The sequence below is a fragment of the Enterobacter sp. ENT03 genome (assembly GCF_019218745.1).
Lineage (GTDB): Bacteria > Pseudomonadota > Gammaproteobacteria > Enterobacterales > Enterobacteriaceae > Enterobacter_D.
The window spans coordinates 1-25,504 of the sequence record NZ_JAHUXA010000024.1 but is presented as its reverse complement, the minus strand read 5'-3'; the positions used below and the strand labels follow the sequence as shown (position 1 = coordinate 25,504).

General features: G+C 54.3%; 24 protein-coding genes. 17 read left to right on the top strand and 7 right to left on the bottom strand.

The window, feature by feature from the left end; all coding sequences use genetic code 11:
- Positions 1-10 precede the first annotated feature (10 nt).
- The 5 genes from tssF (at position 11) to KW828_RS19905 (ending at position 5,888) form a co-directional block, all read left to right on the top strand.
- Complete coding sequence (gene tssF / locus KW828_RS19925; RefSeq protein WP_218337992.1) at positions 11-1,894, top strand: type VI secretion system baseplate subunit TssF; 1,884 nt, start codon at positions 11-13, stop codon at positions 1,892-1,894.
- Complete coding sequence (gene tssG, locus KW828_RS19920; RefSeq protein WP_218337991.1) at positions 1,891-2,898, top strand: type VI secretion system baseplate subunit TssG; 1,008 nt, start codon at positions 1,891-1,893, stop codon at positions 2,896-2,898. The genes tssF and tssG overlap by 4 nt, the downstream gene beginning before the upstream one ends.
- Positions 2,899-2,908: 10 nt before the next feature.
- The gene (locus KW828_RS19915; RefSeq protein WP_218337990.1) at positions 2,909-3,949 is read left to right on the top strand and encodes an ImpA family type VI secretion system protein; all 1,041 of its coding nucleotides are present in this window, start codon (positions 2,909-2,911) and stop codon (positions 3,947-3,949) included.
- Between the two features lie 835 nt (positions 3,950-4,784).
- Positions 4,785-5,324: a DUF2058 domain-containing protein gene (locus KW828_RS19910; RefSeq protein ID WP_218337989.1), complete on the top strand. Its 540-nt coding sequence runs from the start codon at positions 4,785-4,787 to the stop codon at positions 5,322-5,324.
- Positions 5,325-5,405: 81 nt separating this feature from the next.
- Positions 5,406-5,888, top strand: coding sequence for a cold-shock protein (locus KW828_RS19905; protein WP_218337988.1), 483 nt, complete (start codon positions 5,406-5,408; stop codon positions 5,886-5,888).
- Between the two features lie 85 nt (positions 5,889-5,973).
- Here KW828_RS19905 and KW828_RS19900 read toward each other — a convergent pair whose 3' ends face one another.
- Entirely contained in the window at positions 5,974-6,882 is a 909-nt protein-coding gene (locus tag KW828_RS19900) for a chitinase (RefSeq protein WP_218337987.1), read from the bottom strand.
- Between the two features lie 566 nt (positions 6,883-7,448).
- Between KW828_RS19900 and KW828_RS19895 the strand changes: the two genes are divergently transcribed.
- From KW828_RS19895 to fucR, 5 genes are all read left to right on the top strand, one after another.
- Positions 7,449-7,697 carry a hypothetical protein gene (locus KW828_RS19895; RefSeq protein WP_218337986.1) on the top strand — a complete coding sequence of 83 codons (249 nt, stop codon included), beginning with the start codon at positions 7,449-7,451 and terminating at the stop codon, positions 7,695-7,697.
- Positions 7,698-7,815: 118 nt separating this feature from the next.
- Positions 7,816-8,376 (top strand): thioredoxin, encoded by a 561-nt coding sequence (locus KW828_RS19890; RefSeq protein ID WP_218337985.1) that lies wholly within the window; start codon positions 7,816-7,818, stop codon positions 8,374-8,376.
- A 94-nt stretch (positions 8,377-8,470) separates the two neighbouring features.
- Complete coding sequence (gene yghU, locus KW828_RS19885) at positions 8,471-9,337, top strand: glutathione-dependent disulfide-bond oxidoreductase (protein WP_218337984.1); 867 nt, start codon at positions 8,471-8,473, stop codon at positions 9,335-9,337.
- 132 nt (positions 9,338-9,469) lie between these two features.
- Positions 9,470-10,450 (top strand): sensor domain-containing diguanylate cyclase, encoded by a 981-nt coding sequence (locus KW828_RS19880; RefSeq protein WP_218337983.1) that lies wholly within the window; start codon positions 9,470-9,472, stop codon positions 10,448-10,450.
- 8 nt (positions 10,451-10,458) lie between these two features.
- Positions 10,459-11,166 carry an L-fucose operon activator gene (fucR, locus tag KW828_RS19875; protein WP_218337982.1) on the top strand — a complete coding sequence of 236 codons (708 nt, stop codon included), beginning with the start codon at positions 10,459-10,461 and terminating at the stop codon, positions 11,164-11,166.
- Between the two features lie 66 nt (positions 11,167-11,232).
- Here the strand turns inward: fucR and KW828_RS19870 are convergent, their stop codons facing one another.
- On the bottom strand, positions 11,233-12,873 hold the full coding sequence (locus KW828_RS19870) for a methyl-accepting chemotaxis protein (protein WP_218337981.1): 1,641 nt from the start codon (positions 12,871-12,873) through the stop codon (positions 11,233-11,235).
- Positions 12,874-13,635: 762 nt separating this feature from the next.
- Here KW828_RS19870 and KW828_RS19865 point away from each other — a divergent pair.
- Entirely contained in the window at positions 13,636-14,676 is a 1,041-nt protein-coding gene (locus tag KW828_RS19865) for an aldo/keto reductase (protein ID WP_218337980.1), read from the top strand.
- Positions 14,677-14,706: 30 nt separating this feature from the next.
- Here KW828_RS19865 and KW828_RS19860 read toward each other — a convergent pair whose 3' ends face one another.
- A complete protein-coding gene (locus KW828_RS19860) occupies positions 14,707-15,234 on the bottom strand; it encodes an ESA_00282 family adhesion-associated protein (protein WP_218337979.1) in 528 nt (175 codons plus the stop codon).
- 105 nt (positions 15,235-15,339) lie between these two features.
- Here KW828_RS19860 and KW828_RS19855 point away from each other — a divergent pair, with 105 nt between their 5' ends.
- On the top strand, positions 15,340-15,744 hold the full coding sequence (locus KW828_RS19855; protein ID WP_218337978.1) for a hypothetical protein: 405 nt from the start codon (positions 15,340-15,342) through the stop codon (positions 15,742-15,744).
- 1 nt (position 15,745) lies between these two features.
- Positions 15,746-16,186, top strand: a complete 441-nt coding sequence (locus KW828_RS19850) for a cytoplasmic protein (RefSeq protein WP_218337977.1) — start codon at positions 15,746-15,748, stop codon at positions 16,184-16,186.
- Positions 16,187-16,378: 192 nt separating this feature from the next.
- Here KW828_RS19850 and exbD read toward each other — a convergent pair whose 3' ends face one another.
- Both exbD and exbB read right to left on the bottom strand, forming a co-directional pair.
- Complete coding sequence (exbD, locus tag KW828_RS19845; RefSeq protein ID WP_218337976.1) at positions 16,379-16,804, bottom strand: TonB system transport protein ExbD; 426 nt, start codon at positions 16,802-16,804, stop codon at positions 16,379-16,381.
- A 6-nt stretch (positions 16,805-16,810) separates the two neighbouring features.
- Positions 16,811-17,545, bottom strand: a complete 735-nt coding sequence (exbB, locus tag KW828_RS19840; RefSeq protein WP_218337975.1) for a tol-pal system-associated acyl-CoA thioesterase — start codon at positions 17,543-17,545, stop codon at positions 16,811-16,813.
- 249 nt (positions 17,546-17,794) lie between these two features.
- Here exbB and metC point away from each other — a divergent pair, with 249 nt between their 5' ends.
- Together metC and yghB are read left to right on the top strand one after the other, a co-directional pair.
- Positions 17,795-18,982 (top strand): cystathionine beta-lyase, encoded by a 1,188-nt coding sequence (gene metC / locus KW828_RS19835; RefSeq protein ID WP_218338015.1) that lies wholly within the window; start codon positions 17,795-17,797, stop codon positions 18,980-18,982.
- 129 nt (positions 18,983-19,111) lie between these two features.
- The gene (gene yghB, locus KW828_RS19830) at positions 19,112-19,771 is read left to right on the top strand and encodes a DedA family general envelope maintenance protein YghB (protein WP_218337974.1); all 660 of its coding nucleotides are present in this window, start codon (positions 19,112-19,114) and stop codon (positions 19,769-19,771) included.
- Between the two features lie 30 nt (positions 19,772-19,801).
- On the opposite strand, the gene KW828_RS19825 is transcribed toward yghB, so the two are convergent.
- Positions 19,802-20,701, bottom strand: coding sequence for an AraC family transcriptional regulator (locus KW828_RS19825; RefSeq protein WP_218337973.1), 900 nt, complete (start codon positions 20,699-20,701; stop codon positions 19,802-19,804).
- A 192-nt stretch (positions 20,702-20,893) separates the two neighbouring features.
- Between KW828_RS19825 and yqhD the strand changes: the two genes are divergently transcribed.
- Both yqhD and dkgA read left to right on the top strand, forming a co-directional pair.
- Positions 20,894-22,057, top strand: a complete 1,164-nt coding sequence (yqhD, locus tag KW828_RS19820) for an alcohol dehydrogenase (RefSeq protein WP_218337972.1) — start codon at positions 20,894-20,896, stop codon at positions 22,055-22,057.
- A 103-nt stretch (positions 22,058-22,160) separates the two neighbouring features.
- A complete protein-coding gene (gene dkgA, locus KW828_RS19815) occupies positions 22,161-22,988 on the top strand; it encodes a 2,5-didehydrogluconate reductase DkgA (protein WP_218337971.1) in 828 nt (275 codons plus the stop codon).
- 94 nt (positions 22,989-23,082) lie between these two features.
- On the opposite strand, the gene KW828_RS19810 is transcribed toward dkgA, so the two are convergent.
- Positions 23,083-25,254 carry a YgiQ family radical SAM protein gene (locus KW828_RS19810; protein WP_218337970.1) on the bottom strand — a complete coding sequence of 724 codons (2,172 nt, stop codon included), beginning with the start codon at positions 25,252-25,254 and terminating at the stop codon, positions 23,083-23,085.
- Positions 25,255-25,504 lie beyond the last annotated feature (250 nt).

Here is a 25,504-nt window from a genome sequence, read left to right as displayed (position 1 = left end):
GGTATTATTCATGGATCCACGGCTACTGGACTATTACAACCGCGAACTGAGCTACCTGCGGGAAATGGGAGCGGAGTTCGCTACCCGCCATCCTAAGATCGCTGCCAGGCTGGGCATGCAGGGGACAGATATTGCCGATCCGTATGTGGAGCGCATGATTGAAGCATTCAGTTTTCTGACGGCGCGCACACAACTGAAAATTGACGCCGAGTTTCCCCGCTTTACCCAGCGACTGCTGGAGGTGGTAAGCCCCAATTATGTCGCCCCCACGCCGTCGATGGCCGTGGCGCGACTCTATCCCGATGAACAGGAAGGGGACCTGGCGAAGGGCTTCACTGTCCCCCGCAACACCGCATTCTTTTCCGCCATCCCGGAGGGCGAAAAAACCGCCTGCCAGTTTCGCAGCAGCCAGAATGTCACGCTGTGGCCGCTGTCCATCGACAACGTGCGTCTGACCGCCGCGCCGCCGGATATGCCGGCCCTGCACCGCTACCTACCATCAAATATTCATGTCACAGGTGCCTTGCGCATCACCCTGCGGACCTTCGGAGAACTGACGTTCAGCCAGCTTGCGGGGCTGGAAAGTCTGCCGTTTTACCTCTGCGGCGAGGAGCGTATCGCGTCACACCTGTTTGAACTGCTGCACACCAGCGCCGTCGCCACGCTGGCAGGTGTTCCCGGTCATTTTGACGGCGCGCTGGACATCAACCTGAAACAGCCAGTGATGCACGAAGGGCTGGAGCCGGGACAGGGGCTGTTGCCGCTGACCTGGAATGTGTTCCACGGCCACAATCTGTTGCATGAATATTTTGCCTGTCCGGAACGGTTTTATTTCTTCACCCCGACCGGATTATCCGCCGGGCTGCAAAAAGTGAATGGTGGCGTGGCGGAAATCGTCGTGTTGCTTAACCGGTTACCGCCGGACTGGCTCATTCACCAGACGGACGCCGCACAGTTCAGTCTGTTCTGTACACCTGTAATCAACCTGTTTCCCCGTACCACCACCCGGATTGAGGTCACACACAGCGTGACGGAGCAGCATCTGGTGGTAGATCGCACCCGTCCGCTGGATTACGAAGTCTTTTCCGTCCAGGAAGTGGAAGGGCTGGAAGCAGAAACCACACAAAAAATGACCTTCCGTCCGCTGTACCATACCCGCAATAACGACGAAGGCAATCATGGCCGCTATTTTTCGCTGCGTCGCGAACCCCGGCGCTTATCGGAGAACGCCCGCCGTTATGGCACCCGCACACCCTATACCGGATCGGAGGTCTTTCTGTCGCTGGTTGACCAGCATGAAGCGCCGTACCCGGAAAACCTGCGCCATATCACCGTCACTGCGATGGTGACCAACCGCGATCTCCCCTGCCTTATTCCACGCAATGGCCGGGATGATTTGACCGTTGACGCAGCAATCCCTGTGTCGGGCGTCGGACTGATAAAGCCCCCACGCCCGCCGCAGCCGCCGCTGGCGGAACGTGAACTGGCCTGGCGACTGATCCGCCAGTTGTCATTTAACTACCTGCCGCTGGCCGATCTGGATCACCGTACCGGCGGCCAGGCGTTGCGTGATTTGCTGAATCTGTTTATTCCGGCGCACGACAGCCCACAGTCTCGCCAGATTCGCAGTCTGATTGGCTGCCACTCTGCCCCGGTGACCCGCCGCCTGCCGGGAGCGGGACTGCTGGTCTACGGCAGAGGCGTCAGTTGCGAACTGACCGTGGATGAAGAGGGATTTTCCGGCATCAGCCCCTGGCTTTTCGGGCTGGTACTGGAGCACTATATCGCCCGCCATGTCTCCATCAATACCTTCTCACAGATGACACTGCATTCCATGCAGCGCGGACACATCATGACCTGGCCGGTAAGAAGCGGTCAGCGGGGAAGCGTATGAGTAAAACGGACACTGACATCTTCGGACCGGTACAGGAAACGCCGTGGCGCTACGGCTTCCTGAATCTGATGCGCCGCGTGGATGCCCGGCTTTGCGATGCCCCGGCGGGAAGTACCTGGCAGCCGCGCATGGAGAAATTCCGTCTCGGACAGACACCGGCACTGACTTTTGCACCACGGGAAATCGCGCAGGTCAACTGGCAGGAAGGCCGCTTGCACCTGAGCCTGTACAGCCTCGGCCTCTGGGGACCAAACGGACCGCTGCCGCTGCATTACACGGAACTGGCGCTGAACCGGGCGGAAAGCCGCCACGATCCCACACTGGTCAGTTTCTCTGACCTCTTTCATCACCGCTGGTTGACGCAGTTTTACCGGGCATGGCTCAGCGCCCAGTCGGCAGGAGGCGCGCTGGACAAACCAGAACATGACCGTTTCGCGTTCTATGTCGCCAGCCTCAGTGGACAGGATCTGCGGGAGAGCAAGAACAGTGTGCTGCCGGATCATGTCCGTCTTGCCGCCTCCGCCCATCTGGTGCGCGGATCCCGTAATCCTGATGGGCTGGCCGCCACACTGGCGCATTATTTCAGCGTCCCCTTTGACGTGAACGAATTCATTCTCCACTGGATAGTTGTGGCGGATGATGAGGTGACCCGTCTGGGCATGGCAGCGCCTTCTTCCGTGATTGGCAATGGCGCACTGATTGGCCGGGAGGTGCCCGACATGCAGTATAAATTCCGGCTGGTTATCGGCCCCCTGACGCTGACCGACTATCTGCGCTTTCTGCCTGGAGGCAATAATCTGCCTGTGCTGGCAGAACTGGTGCGCGCTTTTATCGGTTTTGAATACTGCTGGGAAATTGAGCTACAGCTTAAACCCCACGCCGCACCGCCTGCGGTTATCGGCGGTCCGCAACAGCTTGGCTGGACATCGTGGGCAGGCAAAGCCATGAATGATCGCCCGGTGACGGGCATGATTTTTGAACCTGAACACTATTTAAATCACTGAGAGTAACCATATGTCCCTGACCGATCCTGTGAGTACTGAACAACCCTGTGGCCCGGATCTGGAGTACGATCCGGAATATCTGCTGTTGTTCAGTCGCGCCGCCCCCCAGGCAGAGGCCCAGTACGGCGACTTTATCAGCACGCCGGAAACTATTAACTGGCCAGAAATCGAACGGGATGCACGTCGGTTGCTGGTCCGCAGTAAAGATATTCGTATCCTGATCCTGCTGTTACGTTGTCGCACGCAACTGGCAGGCGCACAGGGGCTTGCGGAGATATTCGCACTGCTGGAAAGCCTGTGTATGGCGTATTCTGATACGCTTCACCCGCAACTTCTTCCTGATAAAGACACCTCCGCAGAAGATGCAGTCCTGTCGCGCAGCAATGCGCTGTCGGCCTTGCTGGATCACGAAGGCGTGATGGCGGATATCCGTAATATCACGCTGTCAAACAACGCCGCTATGCGCCTCCAGATGCGGGATGTGGAGCGGGCGCTGTCAGCCTCACGTCCGGCAGACGCGCTAGCACCGGAGTCGGTTCGCCAGCAACTCGCCGATCTGGAGGCCCGCGGCGCACTGCCGCTGGCTGCATTTCGCCAGGCCGCAGAGTGTATCGGACGGCTACAACAATGGGCAGACGATACGCTAAAAGAACTGGCTCCGGATTTTTCCCGCCTGCGGCAGTTATTGGCGTTACTGCCAGGCACAGTACAGACCACCACACCAGAGCCCCCGCCGCCACAAATACAGGCACGCCCTCCGGAAACTGTGGTAGCGAATAACATTGTCCCCCCGGAAGAGGATATTCCCGCAGTAAAAAATACACCAGTCACTCTGTTGGCACCGGTCAGTACAATGCCGGAGAGTATTCGTGACCGTAATGATGCACTGGAGCGCCTACGGGTCATTCGTCGCTGGTTTGAAGCGAACGAACCCAGCAGCCCTACCATACCGTTATTGCGTCAGGCTGAACGCCTGGTGGGAAAACGATTTTCAGAGGTAATTAATGAGATCCCGGTGGAACTGCTGGAAAAGTGGGATCCACCAGAGTGACCCCTGTATGATGCCATCAAAGACGATAAAGCATTTTTAGCAAGTCTGAAAGATGACAACAAGCCGTTCATGATAACCACGGATAAAGCGACATTAGAGCGAATGAGACGAGCTATCTGTCAGTGAAAGGAACTATCTACTCTTTTCAAAGCCCAGCGGCTTATCAAATACGCGGTACTATCTTCTGTTCCTGAATATTCACCATTCTAAGAACATAGCCAGCCCAGCGTTATAGCTGGCTATGTTCCCCTGATTCTGGACAACTAAAGCCATAAAATGGAAAAAACCATCCCCTTGCCACTCCCTGACCGCGTATCTCTCGCCAATGCTCACCGCTATGCCCTTTCTCGCAGTTAAAGTGATAGTTCCGACGACGGCCAGGCTCATGCTATAAACATCCAGTTGATGAAAACATTCGGCATCACGTAGAAGTGAGATTGACAGTCATTAGCTAAACCCTTATCAGGCTAAAAAACCGTAACAAAAGCACAGGAAATAAAGGCGCATTATGCTGGGCTAATATACTGTTTTGCAAACGAAACAGTTCGAGTGAAATGCTCATTTCAAAACTCCTGGCTTCTGGTGGTCCTGGCAAATCACAAAAAATGGCTTTATCGTAGAAAACAGTTTATTAACCTAACGGACTACAATGAGTCCAGGCACCACTTTTTAGAAAAACCCGCCTCTGCCGTTTTTTATCGCTTTTAGGCATCCAGCCCTGTTTCCGGCCGCTGCGCCTGCCTTTCCCCTGCCCTGATCGGGACCTGTCACCTGGTACAGCCCCGCCAAATACGGGTATAATTACAAAAATTATCCAACGGGTTCAGAAACGACAATGACCAAACTCACCTTACAAGAGCAGATGCTGAAAGCGGGCTTAGTAACCAGCAAAAAAATGGCCAAAGTGCAGCGCACGGCAAAGAAATCCCGAGTGCAGACGCGTGAAGCGAGAGCGGCAGTAGAAGAGAATAAAAAAGCGCAGCTGGAGCGCGACAAACAGCTGAGCGAGCAGCAAAAACAGGCGGCGTTATCGAAAGAGTACAAAGCCCAGGTGAAGCAGCTGATTGAAATGAACCGCATCACCATTCCACGCGGCAATATTGATTTCAACTTTACCGACAATAACTTTATCAAAAAAATCGTCGTCGATAAGGTAACCCAGGCGCAGCTAATCGGCGGTCGTCTGGCTATCGCGCGTCTGACGACGGACAGCAACGGCGAGAGTGAATATGCGATTATCCCGGCCGTGGTGGCCGATAAAATTGCGCAGCGGGATGCCAGCAGCATTGTCCTTAACAGCGCATTAAGTCAGGAAGCGCAGGACGAAGACGATCCCTATGCTGATTTTAAAGTTCCTGACGATTTGATGTGGTAAGCAAAACGTAGTGTGTGAAGGCGTTGTGCTTTACACTGCGCGCGGTAAAAACTGAGCAGATAAACGAATAAACAGGCGGTAATGGCGATGAACGGAACAATCACAACCTGGTTCAAAGACAAAGGTTTTGGATTTCTCAAAGATGAAAACGGGGATAACCGTTATTTTCATGTGATTAAAGTCGCCAACCCAGAGCTTATCAAGAAAGATGCGGCGGTGACCTTTGAACCCACCACCAATAACAAGGGCCTCTCCGCCTATGCGGTAAAAGTGTTGCCGGAAAGCAAATACATCTTTATTGCCGGTGAGCGCATTAAGCTTACGGCCATCAAATCTTATCTGGTTTACAGCGAAGAAGTCCCTGTCGAGACGCATATCGATAAAGAGAACACCGTGCTGTCGGTTGGCCTGCTGATGGGCAACATCCGTCCGAAGACCGATGTTAAACCGGGTCAGATGCGTACGCTGAAAAAGCTGGCGATCACCACCTTCCAGGGGGAGACGTTAATCTTTACGGAAGATGAGATCGATGTGGATGCCACGGTGAAAATGCTTAAGGTCTGATGTTAAATAAAGAACCCGCCCAAAAGGCGGGTTCTGCTTTCAGATCTCAGCGCGTCTGCACTACACCAGCGCTTTTACTTCATTGTCACACCGCCACGCCACTGACGAATGTCCGGCTGTAATCACCAGACGTTTTCTGTTCTGGATTGCTGCTGGTGATCAAATCGACATAACTATAGGAAGAGGGGTTGTCGCGGTTAAAACTCCACATTCCAATAAAGTTTACGCGTTTGTCTTTAGCAAACGAGGCAACCGTACTGGCATCGTCAAGAGTAAACATACTTAAATCGTCATTAAGACCAATCATTGGGGTAACCGCGACACACTGATAACCGCCCGTTACGCCCAGTGATGCAAGTTGATTATTAATGCTGGTCGCCGCATCAGTCGCCGCTTTCCCCATTTGCGGGAAATAAGCAGGATCGTAATAGTCCATTGCCATGCCATTTACGACAAAATTCAGCCCGGCATTAACGATATTCTGAATAATGCTCAAACCGGTTCCGGTCAGCCCTGAAGGTAATGTCGGAAGCGTAAACGAGAGTTGCACACCGGGGTTATTTTGCTGAATTGTCTTCAGGGCTTCACAAATATTAGTCACATTATACAATCCATTTTCCAGATCAAAATCCAGGCCGACCGCGTGATAATGGTCGATAGTTTCCTGGTAAGTTGAGATGAGCTGATCAACGCTTAACGCGGTTGAAATATCATTGTTGGCTGCGCCACCGAAAGACACAATAACCTTCCGACCGGCAGCGTTGAGGTCGTTCGCCAGGGGGAGCGCCCAGTCAAGCGGCATGGCATCCTGTGCGGCCCAGCAGGGTTTACGGGATGTTGAGAGGGTAATAAATGCCAGGATTAAACCATCCACTTTCCAGTCGATTGCCTGCTGTGAATAAAGCGGATTAGGGCGGCCAGCAGGATAATTTTCCCAGTCAGACCACTCAGCGTTGATCGTTACGTCAATGTACGGGGTAATTAATGTTTTCATGGTAATACTCCAATTCATTAGAATATTTGAACAGAAATAAAAATCCCGGAACAGCAGACACGTCATGATGTCTGCACCATTAACAAAACCAGCATTATTGCCAGTCAGCTAACGGTAAACACACCATATCCGCGCAGATAATCTTTTTCACTTGCGTATTATTACCAGACATTTCATTAAAATAAATTTACCTGTTAGTTTATAACGAGTCATGAAAAAAACCGCGATTTAATTATTTCTCTTAGTTAACCAATTACAGAAATAAAAAAGTTAATATGTTAGAGAGTTTCCACTGGTAAAAAATCAGCATTTTTCGTCGAATATATAGAAAAGGCATCGATAGCTCATACCCTTTAAAATACAGGTATATTACTACGCGCTTTCACGTCCTTATTCACAGACACCCGGCGTGATGAATTCATGCGGCGCGAAAAAACCGGTGACAGCGCTGAATCAGGACGCCCCTCGAAAACCGCATTTATACCCCCAACCTCCTCCCCCGCTTTTCATACAATACCGGACCGGGCGCCTCGCCCCCTCTTTCCCTTTTTATAAACAGGTCACCTATGAAATCCTTACTTGCGGTTGTTACCGGTCTTGCGCTGCTTGCCGGTAGTATTAACGTGGCGCAGGCCACCGAACGGGCGCATGAGCGCCGCGAAGCGCGAGATACGCGTCAGGATGCCCGCCGGGATGCGCGTCAGGACAAGCGCCAGTGCGTGGTTAACGATAATAAAAGCAATCATGAATGCCGCCAGGACAAACGCCAGGCAAAACAGGACGGGCGTCAGGAAGCGCGCGACATCAAATACTGATCCCCTCTCTCCGGCAAAGGCACGCCAGCGTGCCTTTTCCTTTCTCTGTCCGTCGTGCTAAAAACATTCATCGCGCTTTTGATATAGTGATTAAAAACACACAACATCAGGAGTTAACATGAGTCAGCAACCTGCCCTTAATGCTCAGCCGCTGGAATGGGGCCACGGGCCACGCACCTTTGAAGTCTTCCTTGAACCTACCTGCCCGTTTTCAGTAAGAGCCTTTAATAAGCTGGATGCGCTGTTACAGCACGTCGGCGAAGACAAGGTCACCATTAAAATTCGTCTGCAATCCCAGCCGTGGCATCTCTATTCCGGTGTGATCGTGCGCTACATCCTTGCGGCCTCAACGCTGCCAGACGGGCGCGATGCTGCGCATAAGGTCATGCAGGCGGTTGCCGATCATCGTGAAGAGTTTGAATTTACCGACCATTGCAGCGGTCCGAATATGGATGCCACGCCGAACGATATTCTGGCGCGTTTGCAACGCTATAGCGGGGTCGATGCCTCAGTACCCTTTGGCCGGGCGGATCTGCAAACCGTCATTAAGTGGCACTGCAAATACGCGCGCCAGAACGGTATTCACGTCTCCCCGACCTTTATGGTTAACGGTCTGGTCCAGCCGGATCTGGGCAGCGGCGATGACGTCAACGTCTGGGCTGAACGCCTTTTTGCCTGAATCTGAACCCCTGGCGTTAAGCGCACTAACCGTCAGTTGACGCGCGTAGCGCCTGCTACACTGCATCAATACATCAATGAAAAGGCAGGTTAACATGTCAGACAATCAGTATCAGCCACCGAAAACCTGGACGTGGGACAAGTCCGCTGGCGGCGCGTTTGTCAACATCAATCGTCCGGTATCCGGCGCGACCCACGAGAAAACCCTGCCGGTCGGCAAACACCCGCTTCAGCTTTACTCGCTCGGCACACCGAACGGTCAGAAGGTGACGATCCTGCTGGAGGAGCTGCTGGAAAAAGGCGTGACCGGCGCAGAATACGACGCCTGGCTTATCCGCATTGGCGAGGGCGATCAGTTCTCCAGCGGCTTTGTTGAGGTGAACCCGAACTCCAAAATCCCGGCCCTTAGCGATCATTCCACTACGCCGCCGACCCGCGTGTTCGAATCCGGATCCATTCTGCTGTATCTGGCGGAAAAATACGGTCACTTCCTGCCGAAAGATCCGGCCGGTCGCACCGAAGCGCTGAACTGGCTGTTCTGGTTACAGGGCGCAGCCCCGTTCCTCGGCGGCGGATTCGGCCATTTTTATCACTATGCGCCGGTGAAAATCGAGTACGCGATCAACCGCTTTACCATGGAAGCCAAGCGTCAGCTCGACGTGCTGGACCAGCAACTGGCGAAGCATAAATTTGTTGCCGGCGATGAATACACTATCGCGGATATGGCGATCTGGCCGTGGTACGGCAATGTTGTGCTCGGCACTATTTATGACGCCGCTGAATTCCTTGATGCGGGCAGCTACAAAAATGTCCTGCGCTGGGCGAAAGAAGTGGCGGAGCGTCCGGGGGTGAAGCGTGGTCGCATCGTCAACCGCACCAACGGGCCGCTCAACGAACAGCTGCACGAGCGTCACGACGCCAGCGACTTCGATACCCACACCGAAGACAAGCGCAACGCCTGATCTCCCCGTCCGGGCGCACCCCGCCCGGATTTTTCTTTTCCTGCCGCCCGCCGCTCTCTTTTTCCTGCCACATATTTACAACAAAATAATAACTGGTAAGAATGATTTTTTATTTAATCATCACGGCCACCTATGTCTGAACGCGCGCTATCGCAGCAGATCCAGAATCTGAAAAAGCATAATGCCCGTCTGGTGAGGCTGGCGCGTGACGCCCGCAGTAAACTCAGCGCCGCCCTTGACGGCACCGGGCTGTGCCTGTGGCAACTGGATATTCCCAGCGGAAAACTGATCATCTTTAACCGCCGCTGGGGATCGATGCTCGGCTATCAGCCGAAAGAGCTCAACGCGCAGTTCGAGGTGTGGAAAGATCACCTGCATCCCGAGGATCGTCAGTGGGTGCTGAAAGCGTTCTACGATCATCTGGAGGGCAAAGCGCCCTGGTACGAAGCCCTCCATCGTATGCAGCATAAAAACGGCACCGTGACCTGGGTGCTGGATCGTGGCCGGATCAGCGAACGGGACGCCAACGGCCATCCGCTTAAGGTCACCGGAACGCATATCGACATGACCAAAGAGAAACAGTACGAAGAGCAACTGGCGCTATTGGCGAATCACGATCCGCTCACTGGCCTTGCCAACCGTCATGCGCTAATTAAGCAGTTCGACGAGCGTAAGCTGGCCGGGCCGCTGTGCGTGGCCTTTATCGATCTGGATAACTTTAAGCACGTTAACGATACGCTCGGCCATCGCAGCGGCGATGAACTGCTGATCCAGCTGAGCAGCCGGCTGCGGGAGACCTGCCCGCCGGGGACGACTATCGGACGCCTCGGCGGTGATGAGTTTGTGCTGTTGCTCCCTTTTGCGCTGGCCGATGCCGTGATCCACCACGCGGCGCAGGATCTGCTGCACGCCGTGCTGACGCCCTTTGATCTGGATAACGGCGTCGGATCGGTTGGCGCGTCCATTGGTATAGATGAAGTGCAGCCGCAGGACAATTTTGTCGGGGCGTTAACCCGCGCCGATGAGGCGATGTATCACATCAAGCACTCCGGTAAAAATGGCGTGGCGATGGGCGCGACGCTGATCTCTATTTTCCCGCGCCTGATCGCCTGAGGCTGGCGATGAAATCCGCGCGACAGCAAACCATTCTGGCGCTTCTTGCCCGCCACGACACCCTGACTACCGCCAGCCTGGCGGCACAGCTCGGCATCAGCAAAGAGACGTTGCGCCGGGATCTCACGGCGTTACAGGCGCAGGGAAAAATCGTGCGTCATCACGGGCGCGCGCGCGTGATCCACACGCAAAATCACGATGGCGGCGAGCCTTTTGTCGCCCGGCTGAAAAGCCATTACGCGGATAAAGCAGATATTGCCCGCCATGCGCTGGCGTGGATCGAAGAAGGAATGTGCCTGGCGCTGGATGCCAGCTCCACCTGTTTTCTGCTGGCGCGGCAGTTGCCGGATATGCCGCTGACGGTGTTTACCAACAGCCAGCCCGTGTGTCAGGAGATGGCACGTCGCCAGCACGTCACGCTGATTTGCACCGGCGGTGAGCTGGATCGTAAATATCGCTGCTATATGAATCCGACGCTCGCGCCCTTGTTGAAAACGCTTGAGATCGACCTGTTTATCTTTTCCTGTGAAGGCGTTGATGCCCAGGGCGATATGTGGGATCCGACGGAGCACAATGCGGGATTTAAAACGCAGCTGTTAAGTCGTGCGCAGCAATCGCTGTTGCTGATCGATAAGAGTAAATTTCAGCGCGCCAGCGATGTCAAAATCGGCAATCTGAGCGCGGTGACGCAGATGATCACCGACGCCCGCCGCTAACTTTCCAGCGGCGATCAAAAAAGCCACGACGATAACGTCGTGGCTCCGGTTACAGAAAGCGAACTATCAGAAAGCAACCCACTCATCGGCGGCAGATTTCGTTGCTGCCACGTGGCGTGGCGCAGCAGCGATCGTCGGTGCGGCGGCGACTTTCTGCTCATCGGCTGATAAACGGAACTGTTGCACCGCACGTTGCAGTTCTTCAGTCTGCCGCTCAAGGGCAGCGGCAGCCGCCGAAACCTGCTCAACCAGCGCAGCGTTCTGCTGGGTAACGCTGTCCATCTGCGTGATCGCAATTCCCACCTGCGAAATGCCTTTGCTCTGTTCCGCAGAGGCCCCGGCGATCTGTTTCATTATGGTGGTAACTTCGGTGACGGCGCGCAGGATCCCTTCCATCGTGGTACCGGTATCGTTCACCAGTTTTGCGCCCCGCTCAACACGGTTTACCGAATCGGCAATCAGGGTTTCGATCTCTTTAGCAGCCCCGGCGCTACGGCTCGCCAGGTTACGCACTTCACCGGCCACTACCGCAAAACCACGCCCCTGTTCACCGGCACGCGCGGCTTCAACGGCAGCGTTCAGCGCCAGGATATTGGTCTGGAAGGCAATGCTGTTGATCACCGTGGTGATCTCAGCAATTTTCTTCGAGCTGTCAGAAATTCCGGTCATCGTCGTAACCACTTCACTGACCAGCGCGCCGCCTTTACTGGCAGTAGTGGAAGCCACATCTGCCAGTTCGCTGGCCTGACGCGCGCTTTCAGCGTTCAGCTTCACGGTCGCGGTCAACTGTTCCATGCTCGCCGCCGTCTCTTCCAGCGCGGCGGCCTGCTCCTCGGTACGGGAAGAGAGGTCGTTATTACCGCTGGAAATTTCCGTCGCTCCGCGCCAGATATTGTCGCTGCCAGCCCGAATAGCGCTGACGGATTCCCGCAGACTGTCCTGCATTGCCTGTAACAGCGGCACCATCTGACCCACACAGTTGCGGCCCATTGCTTCGACCGGCTGGCTGAGGTCACCCTGCGCGATCAAACGGAAGTGCTGACGGATTTTCGCCAGCGGTTTTACCAGCATTGTTACCAGATAGCGGTCCGAGAACAGCAGTAACAGGATACCGAGCACCACGGCGACAATAATGAGTGTACGGGTCATACTGGTCTGCTCATCAACCATGATGCGGGTATCATCCAGCTTCTGGCTCGCCGCCTTATTAAATGCTTCGGCGCTGGCGCCAAACGCACGGCTCAGACCCGGCGTTACGCTGTTTGCCTGATTGCGATAAGCCTCGACATTCCCCTGCTGCGCAAACTGGACCTGCGGCGTCACGCCCTGATCCAGCAGCGCCTGCCAGCTGCTGAGCACCTGGGCTGAGACGTTGGCATCAATCGGACCTGGCGAAATCGCCTTCAGCGCGTCGAGTTTGGTTTTCATATTGTCCAGCGCCTGCTGGACCGGCCCAAAATCGGCAGTACCGCCTGACGCTTTCACGTCCATTGCCCGCGTCAGGCGGGTGACCACGCGGAAATACTGATCGTTGCCCTGGCTGAGCAACGTCATCTGCGTGACCAGTTGACGATCCACTTCATTACCGTCGGCCACTTTCGACAGCGATAAAACGCTGTATAACCCGACGCCTGACCATAGCAGGCAGAAAACGCCCAGGATGGCGAGCATCACAAAGCGAATTGTAAAATTTTGGAGCATACGCATAGTTAATTCCTTGCTTGAGGTGCATTCCCATCCAGAAGGTGGGACTTATTATGGTTATCGGCAAAATATGCGTAATATGTATGCCCTGGCGGAGATTTTTTAATCAAAAAATATTCCGCCAGGAATCCTTTTAAAAACAAGGCTCCAGGCATTTTAATAATATCGCCATTCACTTTTGCTCACACTTTTACATAACAAAACGCCAGATAGCGACAACGGGTACTATCTGTAAGCTACTTATCTTTAAGAGAAAATCTTTTGCTTACTTATTTAGTCTGCTAAGATTTTTTAACAAATGGAGAATAAGAATCTTCCCAAAAAAAATAGCGTTTTAGTGCTCATTTAAACAACGTTGACGATCAAAAAAAGCCCTTACTTAAATAATATTATTCCTGGCATGCTGGTGCAGCATCTCAATATAGACGGTAATTCAAGGAGCGCGAATTAATTTAAATTAAGTGATCCTTTAATTCGACACGTATAATTAATTAGCGTTTTTGACATATTATGCAGATGTTACCCGTAATAAATGCTTTCTCTTTTCCGCATCAATACCTCACGAATGCTTACGCTGCCTGACCTTCCGCTTTCTTGCTGACCCATGCCCTTAGCCGGGGCTGAAACGATAAGTAAGATGCATGAATAGTTAAGCATCGCTACATCATCCTAAAAGATTTGTGACGGTAGCGGCTTGTGAGGAGCGGTCATAACGCTAAAATAGAAACACTGTTTCGAATTTTTATAATCAAGAAAGGAGACATCATGCCCTGGTTAGCTAACCCTGCCCGCTACGAGGAGATGCAGTATCGCTACTGCGGGAAGAGCGGGCTGCGCCTGCCCGCCCTGTCGCTGGGTCTGTGGCACAGTTTTGGTCATGTACAACCGCTGGAAACACAGCGCGCCCTGCTGCGCACCGCTTTTGATGCAGGTATAACCCATTTCGATTTAGCCAATAACTATGGCCCGCCGCCGGGCAGCGCCGAGGAAAACTTTGGCCGTCTGCTCCGGGAAGACTTTGCCGCGTACCGCGATGAGCTGATCATCTCGACTAAAGCGGGCTATGATATGTGGCCTGGTCCGTATGGTTCCGGCGGTTCGCGTAAGTATCTGCTCGCCAGTCTCGATCAGAGCCTCAGTCGTATGGGGCTGGAGTACGTCGATATTTTCTATTCCCACCGCGTGGATGAGAACACGCCAATGGAAGAGACAGCCTCGGCGCTGGCGCAGGCCGTGCAGAGTGGAAAAGCGCTGTATGTCGGTATTTCGTCCTATTCATCTGAACGCACGCAGACGATGGTCGATTTGCTGCGTGAATGGAAAATACCGCTGCTCATCCACCAGCCGTCTTACAACCTGCTTAACCGCTGGGTTGACAAAAGCGGCCTGCTGGACACGCTTGAAGCCAACGGCGTGGGCTGTATCGCCTTTACGCCGCTGGCGCAGGGTCTGCTGACCGGCAAATACCTCAACGGCATTCCTGACGGTTCGCGTATGCAGCGGGAAGGCAAAAAGGTGCGCGGGTTAACCGAGAAGATGCTGACCGAGAGCAACCTCAACAGTTTGCGTCTGCTCAACGAGATGGCGCAGCAGCGCGGGCAGTCCATGGCGCAGATGGCGTTAAGCTGGCTGCTGAAAGACGCGCGCGTCACCTCGGTACTGATTGGCGCAAGCCGTCCGGAGCAAATCGAGGAGAACGTGCGGGCGCTCAGTCATCTCACCTTCAGCGCGGAAGAACTGGTGCAGATCGATAAACATGTGGCAGACGGCGAGCTAAATCTCTGGCAGGCGTCATCAGACAAATAATGTCTTCATGCCGGGATACCTTCCCGGCATTTACCCTTCTGCGATCTTCGCGGTGCTCACGTCTCGCGGATCCACATCCGGACGGGCATACTCTGGCCATACCAGCGCCACCAGTTCCGGATAGGCGTCGAGACTGAATTCGTGGAAGCACTGACTTAAGTTCAGTAAATCCAGATCGGAATGCGGTACTCTTTCGCCATTAAAACAACGTTTTTTTATATTATCGTAATACTTATACACCGCGGAATTCAGATCGCTACAACGACGTTGTGCTTCAAATAAGCCCGGCACGCTATTTATTTGCGATATGTTCATTCTTTTAATTGTCGCGTGCAAAAAATCAATATATTCATGATTGACGCGCCAATACCATACCGGCGTAATGGCATTCATTAACATTGAAAAGTGATCTTCTCCCTCCTCCTTCGACAACGGCGTTGCCTCGGGATGTGGGTTGCTGTCTGCGGCTGGCGTGCCTTTATTCAGCTCGCGCATCATAACAAGTACACCCGCTGTAAGTAACAGCAAAGCAATAACAGAATAAAAAATACTGTTCATGGGCTGGCTCCATTTTTTTTGATTTTAAAAGTCTGCCATGATATTGTCAACGCACCTCACGCCCGGACCCCTTCCCCACTCGTTTGAAATCAAAGGATATTAGAGATGCTGCCCGAGAACCTTGTCCCGGCTCGTTTTCACATTTCCGCGAAGGAAACCGAATCGGGGGAAGCAGAAAAAGACGTTAATTTAACTCAGGGAAAAAGAACGCTCTCTGATTTAGAAAGCGATATATTAACGAATGTCAGCCATACCAGGCAATCAAGAAATATGTTGCTGGAAGAACGCGATCGCCATATAAAAGATCGATTATTTCGCGTAGTGAAAATTGAAACCTTTACCCGACTGCTTAACGATTTACAAGCTGAAGGGGACATCGATGCGCAGACTTTAAGTCAAATAATTGCCGAAAAAACCGAAGAAATAAATGAAGCCGGCAATGATATTTGGCTTAACCTGATTACCCGCGAAAAAGATGGGCCTTTGTTTTATAAACTCGAGGAAGAATAACGTGAAGGATGTTGAGGACAACAACGTTTATTTGACTTTAGATAATCATAAAAGCGATGAATTTATCTTAAAGCAAAATCTCGATGCCCTGATACAAAGTAAAAATGATCATATTACCCGGCTGGCGCGCGATTTAGTCTCCATTCCAGCCGCGCTGGTACGCTTAAAATGGCAGAATCGCCGCGAAATCTATGCGTTGCAGGTCAAAGAAGAGATTTACGGTGCCGTGATTAACGAGGTGGCGACGCGACACCCGGCACTGTACGACAAAATCATGTCCCGCCTGGAAAGCAACTACCAGCACCTGCTGGCGCGTGAGACAGCTACGCTGCGTATTACGCGTAAGCTGGCTGACGGCGGTTACCGCACCCCGAACGTCACCAGCGTGGCGCTGAAAGAGAAAACACCGCCCGTCCCGGAAGAACACGCAAAAAAAAGCTGACCTGCGTCAGCGTTCTGATTTGCTCTTCGCCGGGTGGCGGCTTCGCCTTACCCGGCCTACGGGATCCCAATGTACTCTTCGCCGGGTGGCGGCTTCGCCTTACCCGGCCTACGGGATTTCGATGTACTCTGCACACACCTACCAAATCTGGTAGGCCCGGCAAGCGCAGCGCCGCCGGGCGCGATAAGGCGATTACTTCGCTTTCGCGACCTCTTCACCCACCAGGCCTATCTTCAGATAGCCCGCCTGATGCAGCGTATCCATCACCTTCATCATCGTTTCGTAATCCACGGTTTTATCCGCGCGGAAGAAAACCGTGGTGTCTTTTTTGCCCGCAGTCAGCGCGTTCAGCGCCGCGATCATGGTTTCATCCGTTACCTGATCGTTACCGATAAACATGGTGTTATCTGCTTTTACTGACAAATAGACCGGTTTTTCCGGACGCGGTTGCGGCTGGCTGGACGATGCAGGCAAATTGACCTTCACATCGACCGTTGCCAGCGGTGCGGCAACCATAAAGATAATCAGCAGCACCAGCATGACGTCGATAAACGGCGTCACGTTGATTTCATGCATTTCGCCGTTATCGTCCAGGTTTTCATTAAGACGCATTGCCATAGGACATTAACCTAAACGTAATTTCTGTGCAGCGTGCACCGGTTGAGCCGTCGAGCTGGCGGCCAGATCAAGATCGCGGCTTTGCAGTAACAGCACCTGTGCGGCAACGTCGCCCAGCGAGGCTTTGTAGCTGCCAATCATGCGGGCAAAGATGTTGTAGATCACCACCGCCGGGATCGCCGCAACCAGACCAATCGCCGTGGCTAACAGCGCTTCTGCGATACCTGGCGCGACAACCGCAAGGTTAGTGGTCTGCGTCTGCGCGATACCGATAAAGCTGTTCATGATGCCCCACACCGTACCGAACAGACCGATAAACGGAGAGATGGCACCGATGGTTGCCAGATAGCCATTACCACGGCCCATATGACGACCCACCGCCGCCACACGACGCTCCAGGCGGAAACCGGTACGTTCTTTAATACCTTCGTTATCTTCTGAACCCGCAGACAGCTCCAGCTCGTTCTGCGCTTCGTTGATCAACAGCGTGCTGAGACTTTTCGATTTGAAGGAGGCAGCGATTTCACGGGCCTGGTTCAACGAGCGGGCTTCACCGAGCAGCTGCTGTTCGCGCTTTAAACGACGCTTTTGCGAAATCAGTTCAACACTTTTGCTGAAGAAGATTGCCCAGGTGACTACTGACGCCAGGATCAGGCCAATCATCACGATTTTTACAACAATATCGGCATGATGGTACATACCCCAGACGGAAAGGTCCGTCTGCATCAAATTATTACCCACTCTGTATCTCCGGACATAATTCACAAAATCTGAGCGTAATAATATCAAAACGACGTCGAATTGATAGTAGTTCTCATTAGTATTTGAATGGTGCCTGTATTCTTTCTGCTTTTCTTTGCGCTTACTCAGTAAAAGGTTTCATCGCCGGGTTTTAAGAAAATATTGTTCTTGATGAATAACCCTCAGGATGCAGAATGGGGCATTCATGGTAGTCTGGACATCCAGACGTATAAAAAACAGGTTTCGATTATGGCAGCGAAGCACATTGATACCGCGCTGGTAAATGCCGGGCGCAGCAAGAAATATACTCAGGGCGCGGTGAACAGCGTTATCCAGCGCGCCTCTTCTCTGGTGTTCGACACGGTAGAAGCGAAAAAACAGGCCACGCGCGGACGCGCCAGCGGTGAACTGTTTTATGGCCGTCGCGGCACGCTGACGCATTTCTCCCTGCAGGAGGCGATGTGCGAACTGGAAGGCGGCGCGGGCTGCGCGCTGTTTCCGTGCGGGGCGGCGGCAGTAGCCAATACCATTCTGGCGTTTGTCGAACAGGGCGATCATATTCTGGTCACCCATACTGCTTACGAACCCACGCAGGATTTCTGCTCGAAAATTCTCTCGAAGATGGGCGTGACCACGGAGTGGTTCGATCCCTTGATCGGTGCCGACATTGCTAAGCTGGTCAAACCAAATACCCGCATCGTGTTTCTCGAATCGCCCGGTTCGATCACCATGGAAGTGCACGACGTCCCCGCGATTGTTGCCGCCGTGCGGCGCGTGGCCCCCGAAGCGATCATCATGATCGACAACACCTGGGCGGCAGGCATTCTGTTTAAAGCCCTGGATTTTGGCATCGATATTTCCATACAGGCGGCCACCAAATACCTGATCGGCCACTCTGACGGCATGATCGGCACCGCCGTGGCCAATGCCCGCTGCTGGGAGCAATTGCGCGAGAATGCCTACCTGATGGGGCAAATGGTGGATGCCGATACCGCTTACATGACCAGCCGCGGCTTGCGTACCCTCAGCGTGCGTCTGCGCCAGCATCAGGAAAGCAGTGTGCAGCTCGCCGAGTGGCTGGCGACGCATCCGCAGGTGGCGGCGGTTAATCACCCTGCACTGCCGGGCAGCAAGGGGCATGAATTCTGGAAGCGCGACTTTACCGGCAGCAGCGGTTTGTTTTCGTTTGTGCTGCGTAAGCGCCTGAACAATCAGGAGCTGGCGGCATATCTGGATCACTTCACGCTGTTCAGCATGGCCTACTCGTGGGGCGGTTTTGAATCGCTCATTTTAGCGAACCAGCCAGAGCACATTGCGGCCATCCGTCCGGGCGCTGACGTCGACTTTAGCGGCACACTTATCCGCCTGCATATAGGTTTGGAAAACGTTGAGGATTTACGTGCTGATTTAGCAGCGGGATTTGAGCGCATCGTGTAAAGTTAGCAGCCTGACAAGAAATCTTTCCAGACCAGCAGACTCGTCTGCATTTCTTGCGTGGGGGATCAAGGTGTCCTTAACATTTCAGGCGTACAATAGCGCTCAATATGCGGTTCCACAGGAAAGTCCATGGTAGTTATTCAAGATATTATCGCCGCGCTCTGGCATCATGATTTCGCGGCGTTAGCTGATCCACATGTTGTCGGTGTCGTTTACTTTGTGATGTTTGCGACGCTGTTTCTGGAAAACGGATTACTTCCGGCCTCTTTCTTACCCGGTGACAGCCTGCTTCTTCTGACGGGCGCCCTGATCGCTCGCGGCGTCATGGACTTTGTGCCGGCGCTGGTGATCCTCACCACCGCTGCCAGTCTGGGCTGCTGGCTGAGCTATATTCAGGGCCGCTGGCTGGGCAACACGCGGGTGGTGAAAAGCTGGCTGGCGCAGTTGCCGGTCAAATACCACGAGCGGGCTACCTGCATGTTCGAACGGCATGGCCTTTTGGCGCTGCTGGCAGGACGTTTTCTGGCTTTTATCCGCACGTTGTTGCCCACGATGGCGGGGATCTCCGGCCTCTCAAACCGCCGCTTCCAGTTCTTCAACTGGCTGAGCGCGCTGCTGTGGGTGGGCGCGGTAACCTCGCTGGGCTATGCGCTGAGCATGATCCCCATCGTAAAACGCCATGAAGATCAGGTGATGACCTTCCTGATGATCCTGCCGATTTTCCTGCTGGTCGCCGGATTACTGGGTACGCTGATCGTGGTGATCAAAAAGAAATACTGCAACGCCTGATTCTATCCCCTCACCCTGCGGTGAGGGGTTTTACGTCCCCTGCATCATTCTGATCCGTGCAGCATCCTCTCCCGGCGTTACGCCAAAAAAGCGTTTAAACTCGCGGCTGAACTGCGAGGCGCTTTCATAGCCTACCCGCATCGCCGCCGCGCTGGCTTTCATGCCATCGTGGATCATCAACATCCGCGCCCGGTGCAGCCGGTAGCTTTTCAGATACTGCAACGGCGAGGTGCTGGTCACTGACTTGAAATTATGGTGGAACGCCGAGACGCTCATATTGGCTTCGGCGGCCAGCTGGTCAACGCTCAGGTTTTCCGTGTACTGACTTTCGATGCGTTTTAACACGCGGCTGATCAGGCTGAAATGCGTCTGACGGCTCACCAGCGCCAGCAACGCGCCGCCGCGCGGCCCCGTCAGCACGTGATAGAGAATTTCGCGCACGATTTGCCTGCCGAGGATACGCGCATCCAGCGGGCGCTCCATTACGTCGAGCAGGCGCTCCACCGCGCAGAGAATTTCATCTGACAGCGTGGCGGAATTAATGCCGCTGGCCGCCATTGCCGGCTGGAAATGCTCGTCCTCGCCAATATCCATCAGCAATTCCTGAAGCTGGAGAATATCCACGTTGACGCGGATCCCCGCCAGCGGCACTTCCGGCGTGGCAAAGGTTTCGCATTCAAACGGCAGTGGCACGGTGAGCAGCAGATATTCATTGGCGTCGTAGCGGAATACGCGGTCATTGATATAACCCGTTTTATGCCCGGAAAAGAGGATCACGATGCCCGGCTGGTACATGACCGGCGTGCGCGTACCCGGCTGCGTGCCGTACAGCAAGCGGATGTCCGGCAGCAACGCGCTCAGTTTGTTCTCATGAATTTTCAGTCGCTTAACCTGATCGGTCAGGTGCAGGCAGATTGCTTCGCGGTTCATTTATCGCCACTCCGGGTGCGGTTTTTGACCGTTACAGTGTGCGCATTTCTGTGCATATTCTCCAGTAGCATGGAGAAATGGGCAAGACATCGGCAGAAATGTGCATTGAGAGGAGCGGCCCCGATGGCCACAATGGTTCGCATCAGGCCATTCGTGGTCAGCCGTTTTTTAACCCACATAAGGGCACGAGCAATGAATAACTTTAATCTGCATACCCCTACCCGCATCCTGTTTGGTAAAAACGCCATTGCCGATCTGCGCGACCAGATCCCGGCAGGCGCTCGCGTACTGATCACCTACGGCGGCGGCAGCGTCAAAAAAACCGGCGTGCTGGATCAGGTTTACAGCGCCCTCGACGGCCTCGACGTGCTGGAGTTCGGCGGCATTGAGCCGAATCCGTCTTATGAAACTCTGATGAAAGCGGTGGAGATTGCCCGCAACGAAAACGTCACCTTCCTGCTGGCGGTTGGCGGCGGTTCGGTGCTGGACGGCACCAAATTTATCGCCGCCGCAGCGCACTACCCTGAAGGTATCGATCCATGGCAGATCCTGCAAAATTCCGGCAGCGAGATCAAAAGCGCGATCCCGATGGGTTCGGTGCTGACATTGCCCGCCACCGGCTCTGAGTCCAACAAAGGTGCCGTGATCTCCCGTAAAACCACCGGCGATAAACAGGCATTCCACTCGCCGTTCGTCCAGCCGGTGTTCGCCGTGCTGGATCCGGTTTACACCTACACCCTGCCGCCGCGCCAGGTGGCGAATGGCGTGGTGGATGCCTTTGTGCACACCGTTGAACAGTACGTCACTTACCCGGTAGATGCCAAAATTCAGGACCGTTTTGCGGAAGGTATTCTGCTGACGCTGATTGAAGACGGCCCGAAAGCGCTGACCGATCCGGAAAACTACAACGTGCGCGCTAATGTGATGTGGGCGGCAACCCAGGCGCTGAACGGCCTGATTGGCGCTGGTGTGCCGCAGGACTGGGCGACCCATATGCTGGGCCACGAACTGACGGCGATGCACGGCCTGGATCATGCCCAGACGCTGGCGGTTGTACTGCCTGCGCTGTGGAATGAGAAACGCGACGTCAAACGCGGCAAACTGTTGCAGTACGCCGAGCGCGTATGGAACATCACGGAAGGCTCTGACGACGAGCGTATCGATGCCGCTATCGCCGCCACCCGCCATTTCTTCGAGCAGATGGGTGTGCCGACGCGCCTGTCCGGCTACGGTCTGGACGGCAGCTCCATCCCTGCCCTGCTGGCGAAACTGGAAGAGCACGGTATGACGCAATTAGGCGAACATCAGGACATAACCCTCGATGTCAGCCGTCGCATCTACGAAGCGGCTCGCTAAAGGTTTTTTCTTCTGCGGCTTTCGTTTTCGGGCTTTTCGTCCAGACTTAAGTCACACCCTTTCACCAGGCGTATGCCTGGTGAACTTCAAAAAGGAGGAATGCATGGCAAATCCAACCGTTATCAAGCTTCAGGACGGCAACATCATGCCGCAACTGGGTCTCGGCGTGTGGAAAGCGGGCAATGAGGAAGTGATCTCCGCCATTCATAAAGCGCTGGAAGTGGGTTATCGCTCCATCGATACCGCTGCCGCGTACAAGAACGAAGAAGGCGTCGGCAAAGCGTTGCAGAGTGCTGGCGTCGCGCGTGAGGATCTGTTCATCACCACCAAACTGTGGAATGACGATCAGAAACGGCCACAGGAAGCGTTACAGGAAAGCCTCGATAAACTGCAACTCGATCATGTTGATCTCTACCTGATGCACTGGCCGGTGCCGGCTATCGATCACTATGTCGACGCCTGGAAAGGAATGATCGATCTACAGAAACAGGGGCTGGTGAAAAGCATCGGCGTGTGTAACTTCCAGATCCACCATCTGCAACGGCTGATCGATGAAACAGGCGTCACGCCGGTGATCAACCAGATCGAACTGCACCCGCTGCTGCAACAACGTCAGCTGCATGCCTGGAACGCTACGCATAAGATCCAGACTGAATCCTGGAGCCCGCTGGCACAGGGCGGTGAAGGGGTGTTCGATCAGAAAGTGATCCGCACGCTTGCAGATAAATACGGCAAAACCCCGGCGCAAATCGTCATCCGCTGGCACCTGGATCAGGGCCTGGTCGTGATCCCGAAATCCGTTACGCCTGCGCGCATCGTGGAAAACTTCGATGTATGGGATTTCCGTCTCGATAAAGACGAACTGAGCGAAATCGCCAAACTGGATCAGGGCAAACGTCTCGGCCCGGATCCGGACCAGTTCGGCGGGTAATCCGCTGCCGGATGGCGACGCTCGCGTCTTATCCGGCTGTGGCAGGTCTGCGCTCCTGTAGGCCCGGTAAGCGAAGCGCCACCGGGCAACAGGCTTACCCCCCGGCAACCTTACTGCGTTTTTTGGCGCTGGCCGGCGTCTGACGCTGATGCGCCACCGGCGTATGTTTGGTCAATGCCGGGCGGGTATGGCGATTCTGCCGCTTGGCTTCACGCATCTCTTCAATGGTCGGCGACGGCACCAGGCAGTCGCGGCGTCCGCCAATCAGATGTTTTTTCCCCATCTCTTCCAGCGCCTGACGGATCAGCGGCCAGTTTTTCGGGTCGTGATAACGCAGCAAGGCTTTATGCAAACGACGCTGTTTATCCCCTTTCGGGATCACCACGTCTTCACTCTTATAGCCAATTTTACCCAGCGGATTTTTGCCGGTGTAATACATGGTGGTGGAGTTGGCGAGCGGCGACGGATAGAAATTCTGCACCTGATCCAGACGGAAACGTCGCTGCTTCAGCCACAGCGCCAGATTCACCATGTCCTCATCGCGCGTACCAGGGTGCGCGGAGATAAAGTACGGGATCAGATACTGCTCTTTGCCCGCCTGTTTCGAGTAGGTGTCGAACAGCTCTTTAAAGCGGTCATAGCTGCCCATGCCCGGCTTCATCATCTTCGACAACGGCCCCTCTTCGGTATGCTCCGGGGCAATTTTCAGGTAACCGCCAACGTGATGCGTCGCCAGCTCTTTGATATAGCGCGGATCTTCCACGGCGATGTCATAACGCACACCGGAGGCAATCAGGATCTTCTTGATGCCCTTCAGATCGCGGGCGCGACGATAGAGATTGATGGTCGGCTCATGGTTGGTGTCCATGTGCTGACAAATATCCGGATAGACGCACGACAGACGACGGCAGGTTTGCTCGGCGCGCGGCGACTTACAGCGCAGCATATACATGTTAGCGGTCGGGCCGCCAAGATCCGAAATCACGCCGGTAAAGCCCGGCACCGTGTCGCGAATCGCTTCGATCTCGTTGACGATGGAATCTTCAGAACGGCTCTGAATAATGCGCCCTTCGTGCTCGGTAATGGAGCAGAACGAACAGCCGCCAAAGCAGCCACGCATAATGTTGATGGAGAAGCGGATCATCTCATACGCCGGGATACGGGCAGTGCCATAGGCCGGATGCGGAACACGCTTGTACGGCAGCGCAAATACGCTGTCCATCTCTTCGGTGGAGAGCGGAATGGCGGGCGGGTTGATCCAGATATAACGCTCACCGTGTTTTTGCATCAACGCGCGGGCGCAGCCTGGGTTAGTTTCATGGTGCAGAATACGCGAGGCGTGGGCGTACAGCACTTTATCGGCTTTAACCTTCTCAAAGGATGGCAGCAGCACGTAGGTTTTTTCCCAGGGTTTCGGGCGCGGCGGCTGCACGACGACGGCTTTTGCTTCAGCTTTCTTCGGTTCCACAGGTTTGTTATCGGCGCACGGCAGATCCTCGCCATAGGGATGCGGGATCGGATCGATTTTGCCCGGCATATCAATAATACGTGAATCCACGCCGCTCCACCCCGGCAGCGCTTCTTTCACCATGATGGCGGTGTTACGCACATCGCGAATTGTGCTAACCGGTTCGCCCTGCGAGAGGCGATGCGCGACTTCCACCAACGGGCGCTCGCCGTTGCCGAAGATCAGCATGTCGGCTTTGGAGTCCACCAGCACCGAACGGCGCACGGTGTCAGACCAGTAATCATAGTGCGCGGTACGGCGCAGGCTGGCTTCGATACCCCCCAGGATCACCGGCACGTCTTTCCAGGCTTCTTTACAGCGCTGGGTGTAGACGAGCGTCGCGCGATCGGGACGTTTACCCGCCACGTTATCCGGCGTATAGGCGTCGTCGTGGCGCAGTTTACGATCAGCGGTGTAACGGTTGATCATCGAGTCCATGTTGCCCGCGGTCACGCCGAAGAACAGATTCGGTTTACCGAGACGCATAAAGTCGTCTTTGCTGTTCCAGTCCGGCTGGGCGATGATCCCCACGCGGAAACCCTGCGCTTCCAGCATACGTCCACAGATCGCCATGCCGAAACTCGGGTGATCGACATAGGCATCCCCGGTAACCAGAATGATGTCGCAGCTGTCCCAGCCAAGTTGATCCATTTCCTCACGTGACATGGGCAAAAAGGGTGCGGGGCCAAAGCAGGCCGCCCAGTATTGCGGCCATGAAAAGAGGTCGCGATCCGGCTGGATCAGGGAAATAGCGCTCATAATGCTTCCGGGGGGTAGTTATCGAATTCGAAGGGCGGGGATTATACGCTGTAATAGCGGATTAAATGAAGGTTTATTGTTTAAAAATCACCCTCATTTATCCCCTCACCCCGGCCCTCTCCCTTGTACAGTCCGGGGACATCATGAACACTTGTTCGGGGACATGGTAGACACTTACAACTAAGGCATAAGAACCCGTTTATGGAGTCGCTTATGCCCTGGGATGCGAGAGATACCATGTCATTACGTA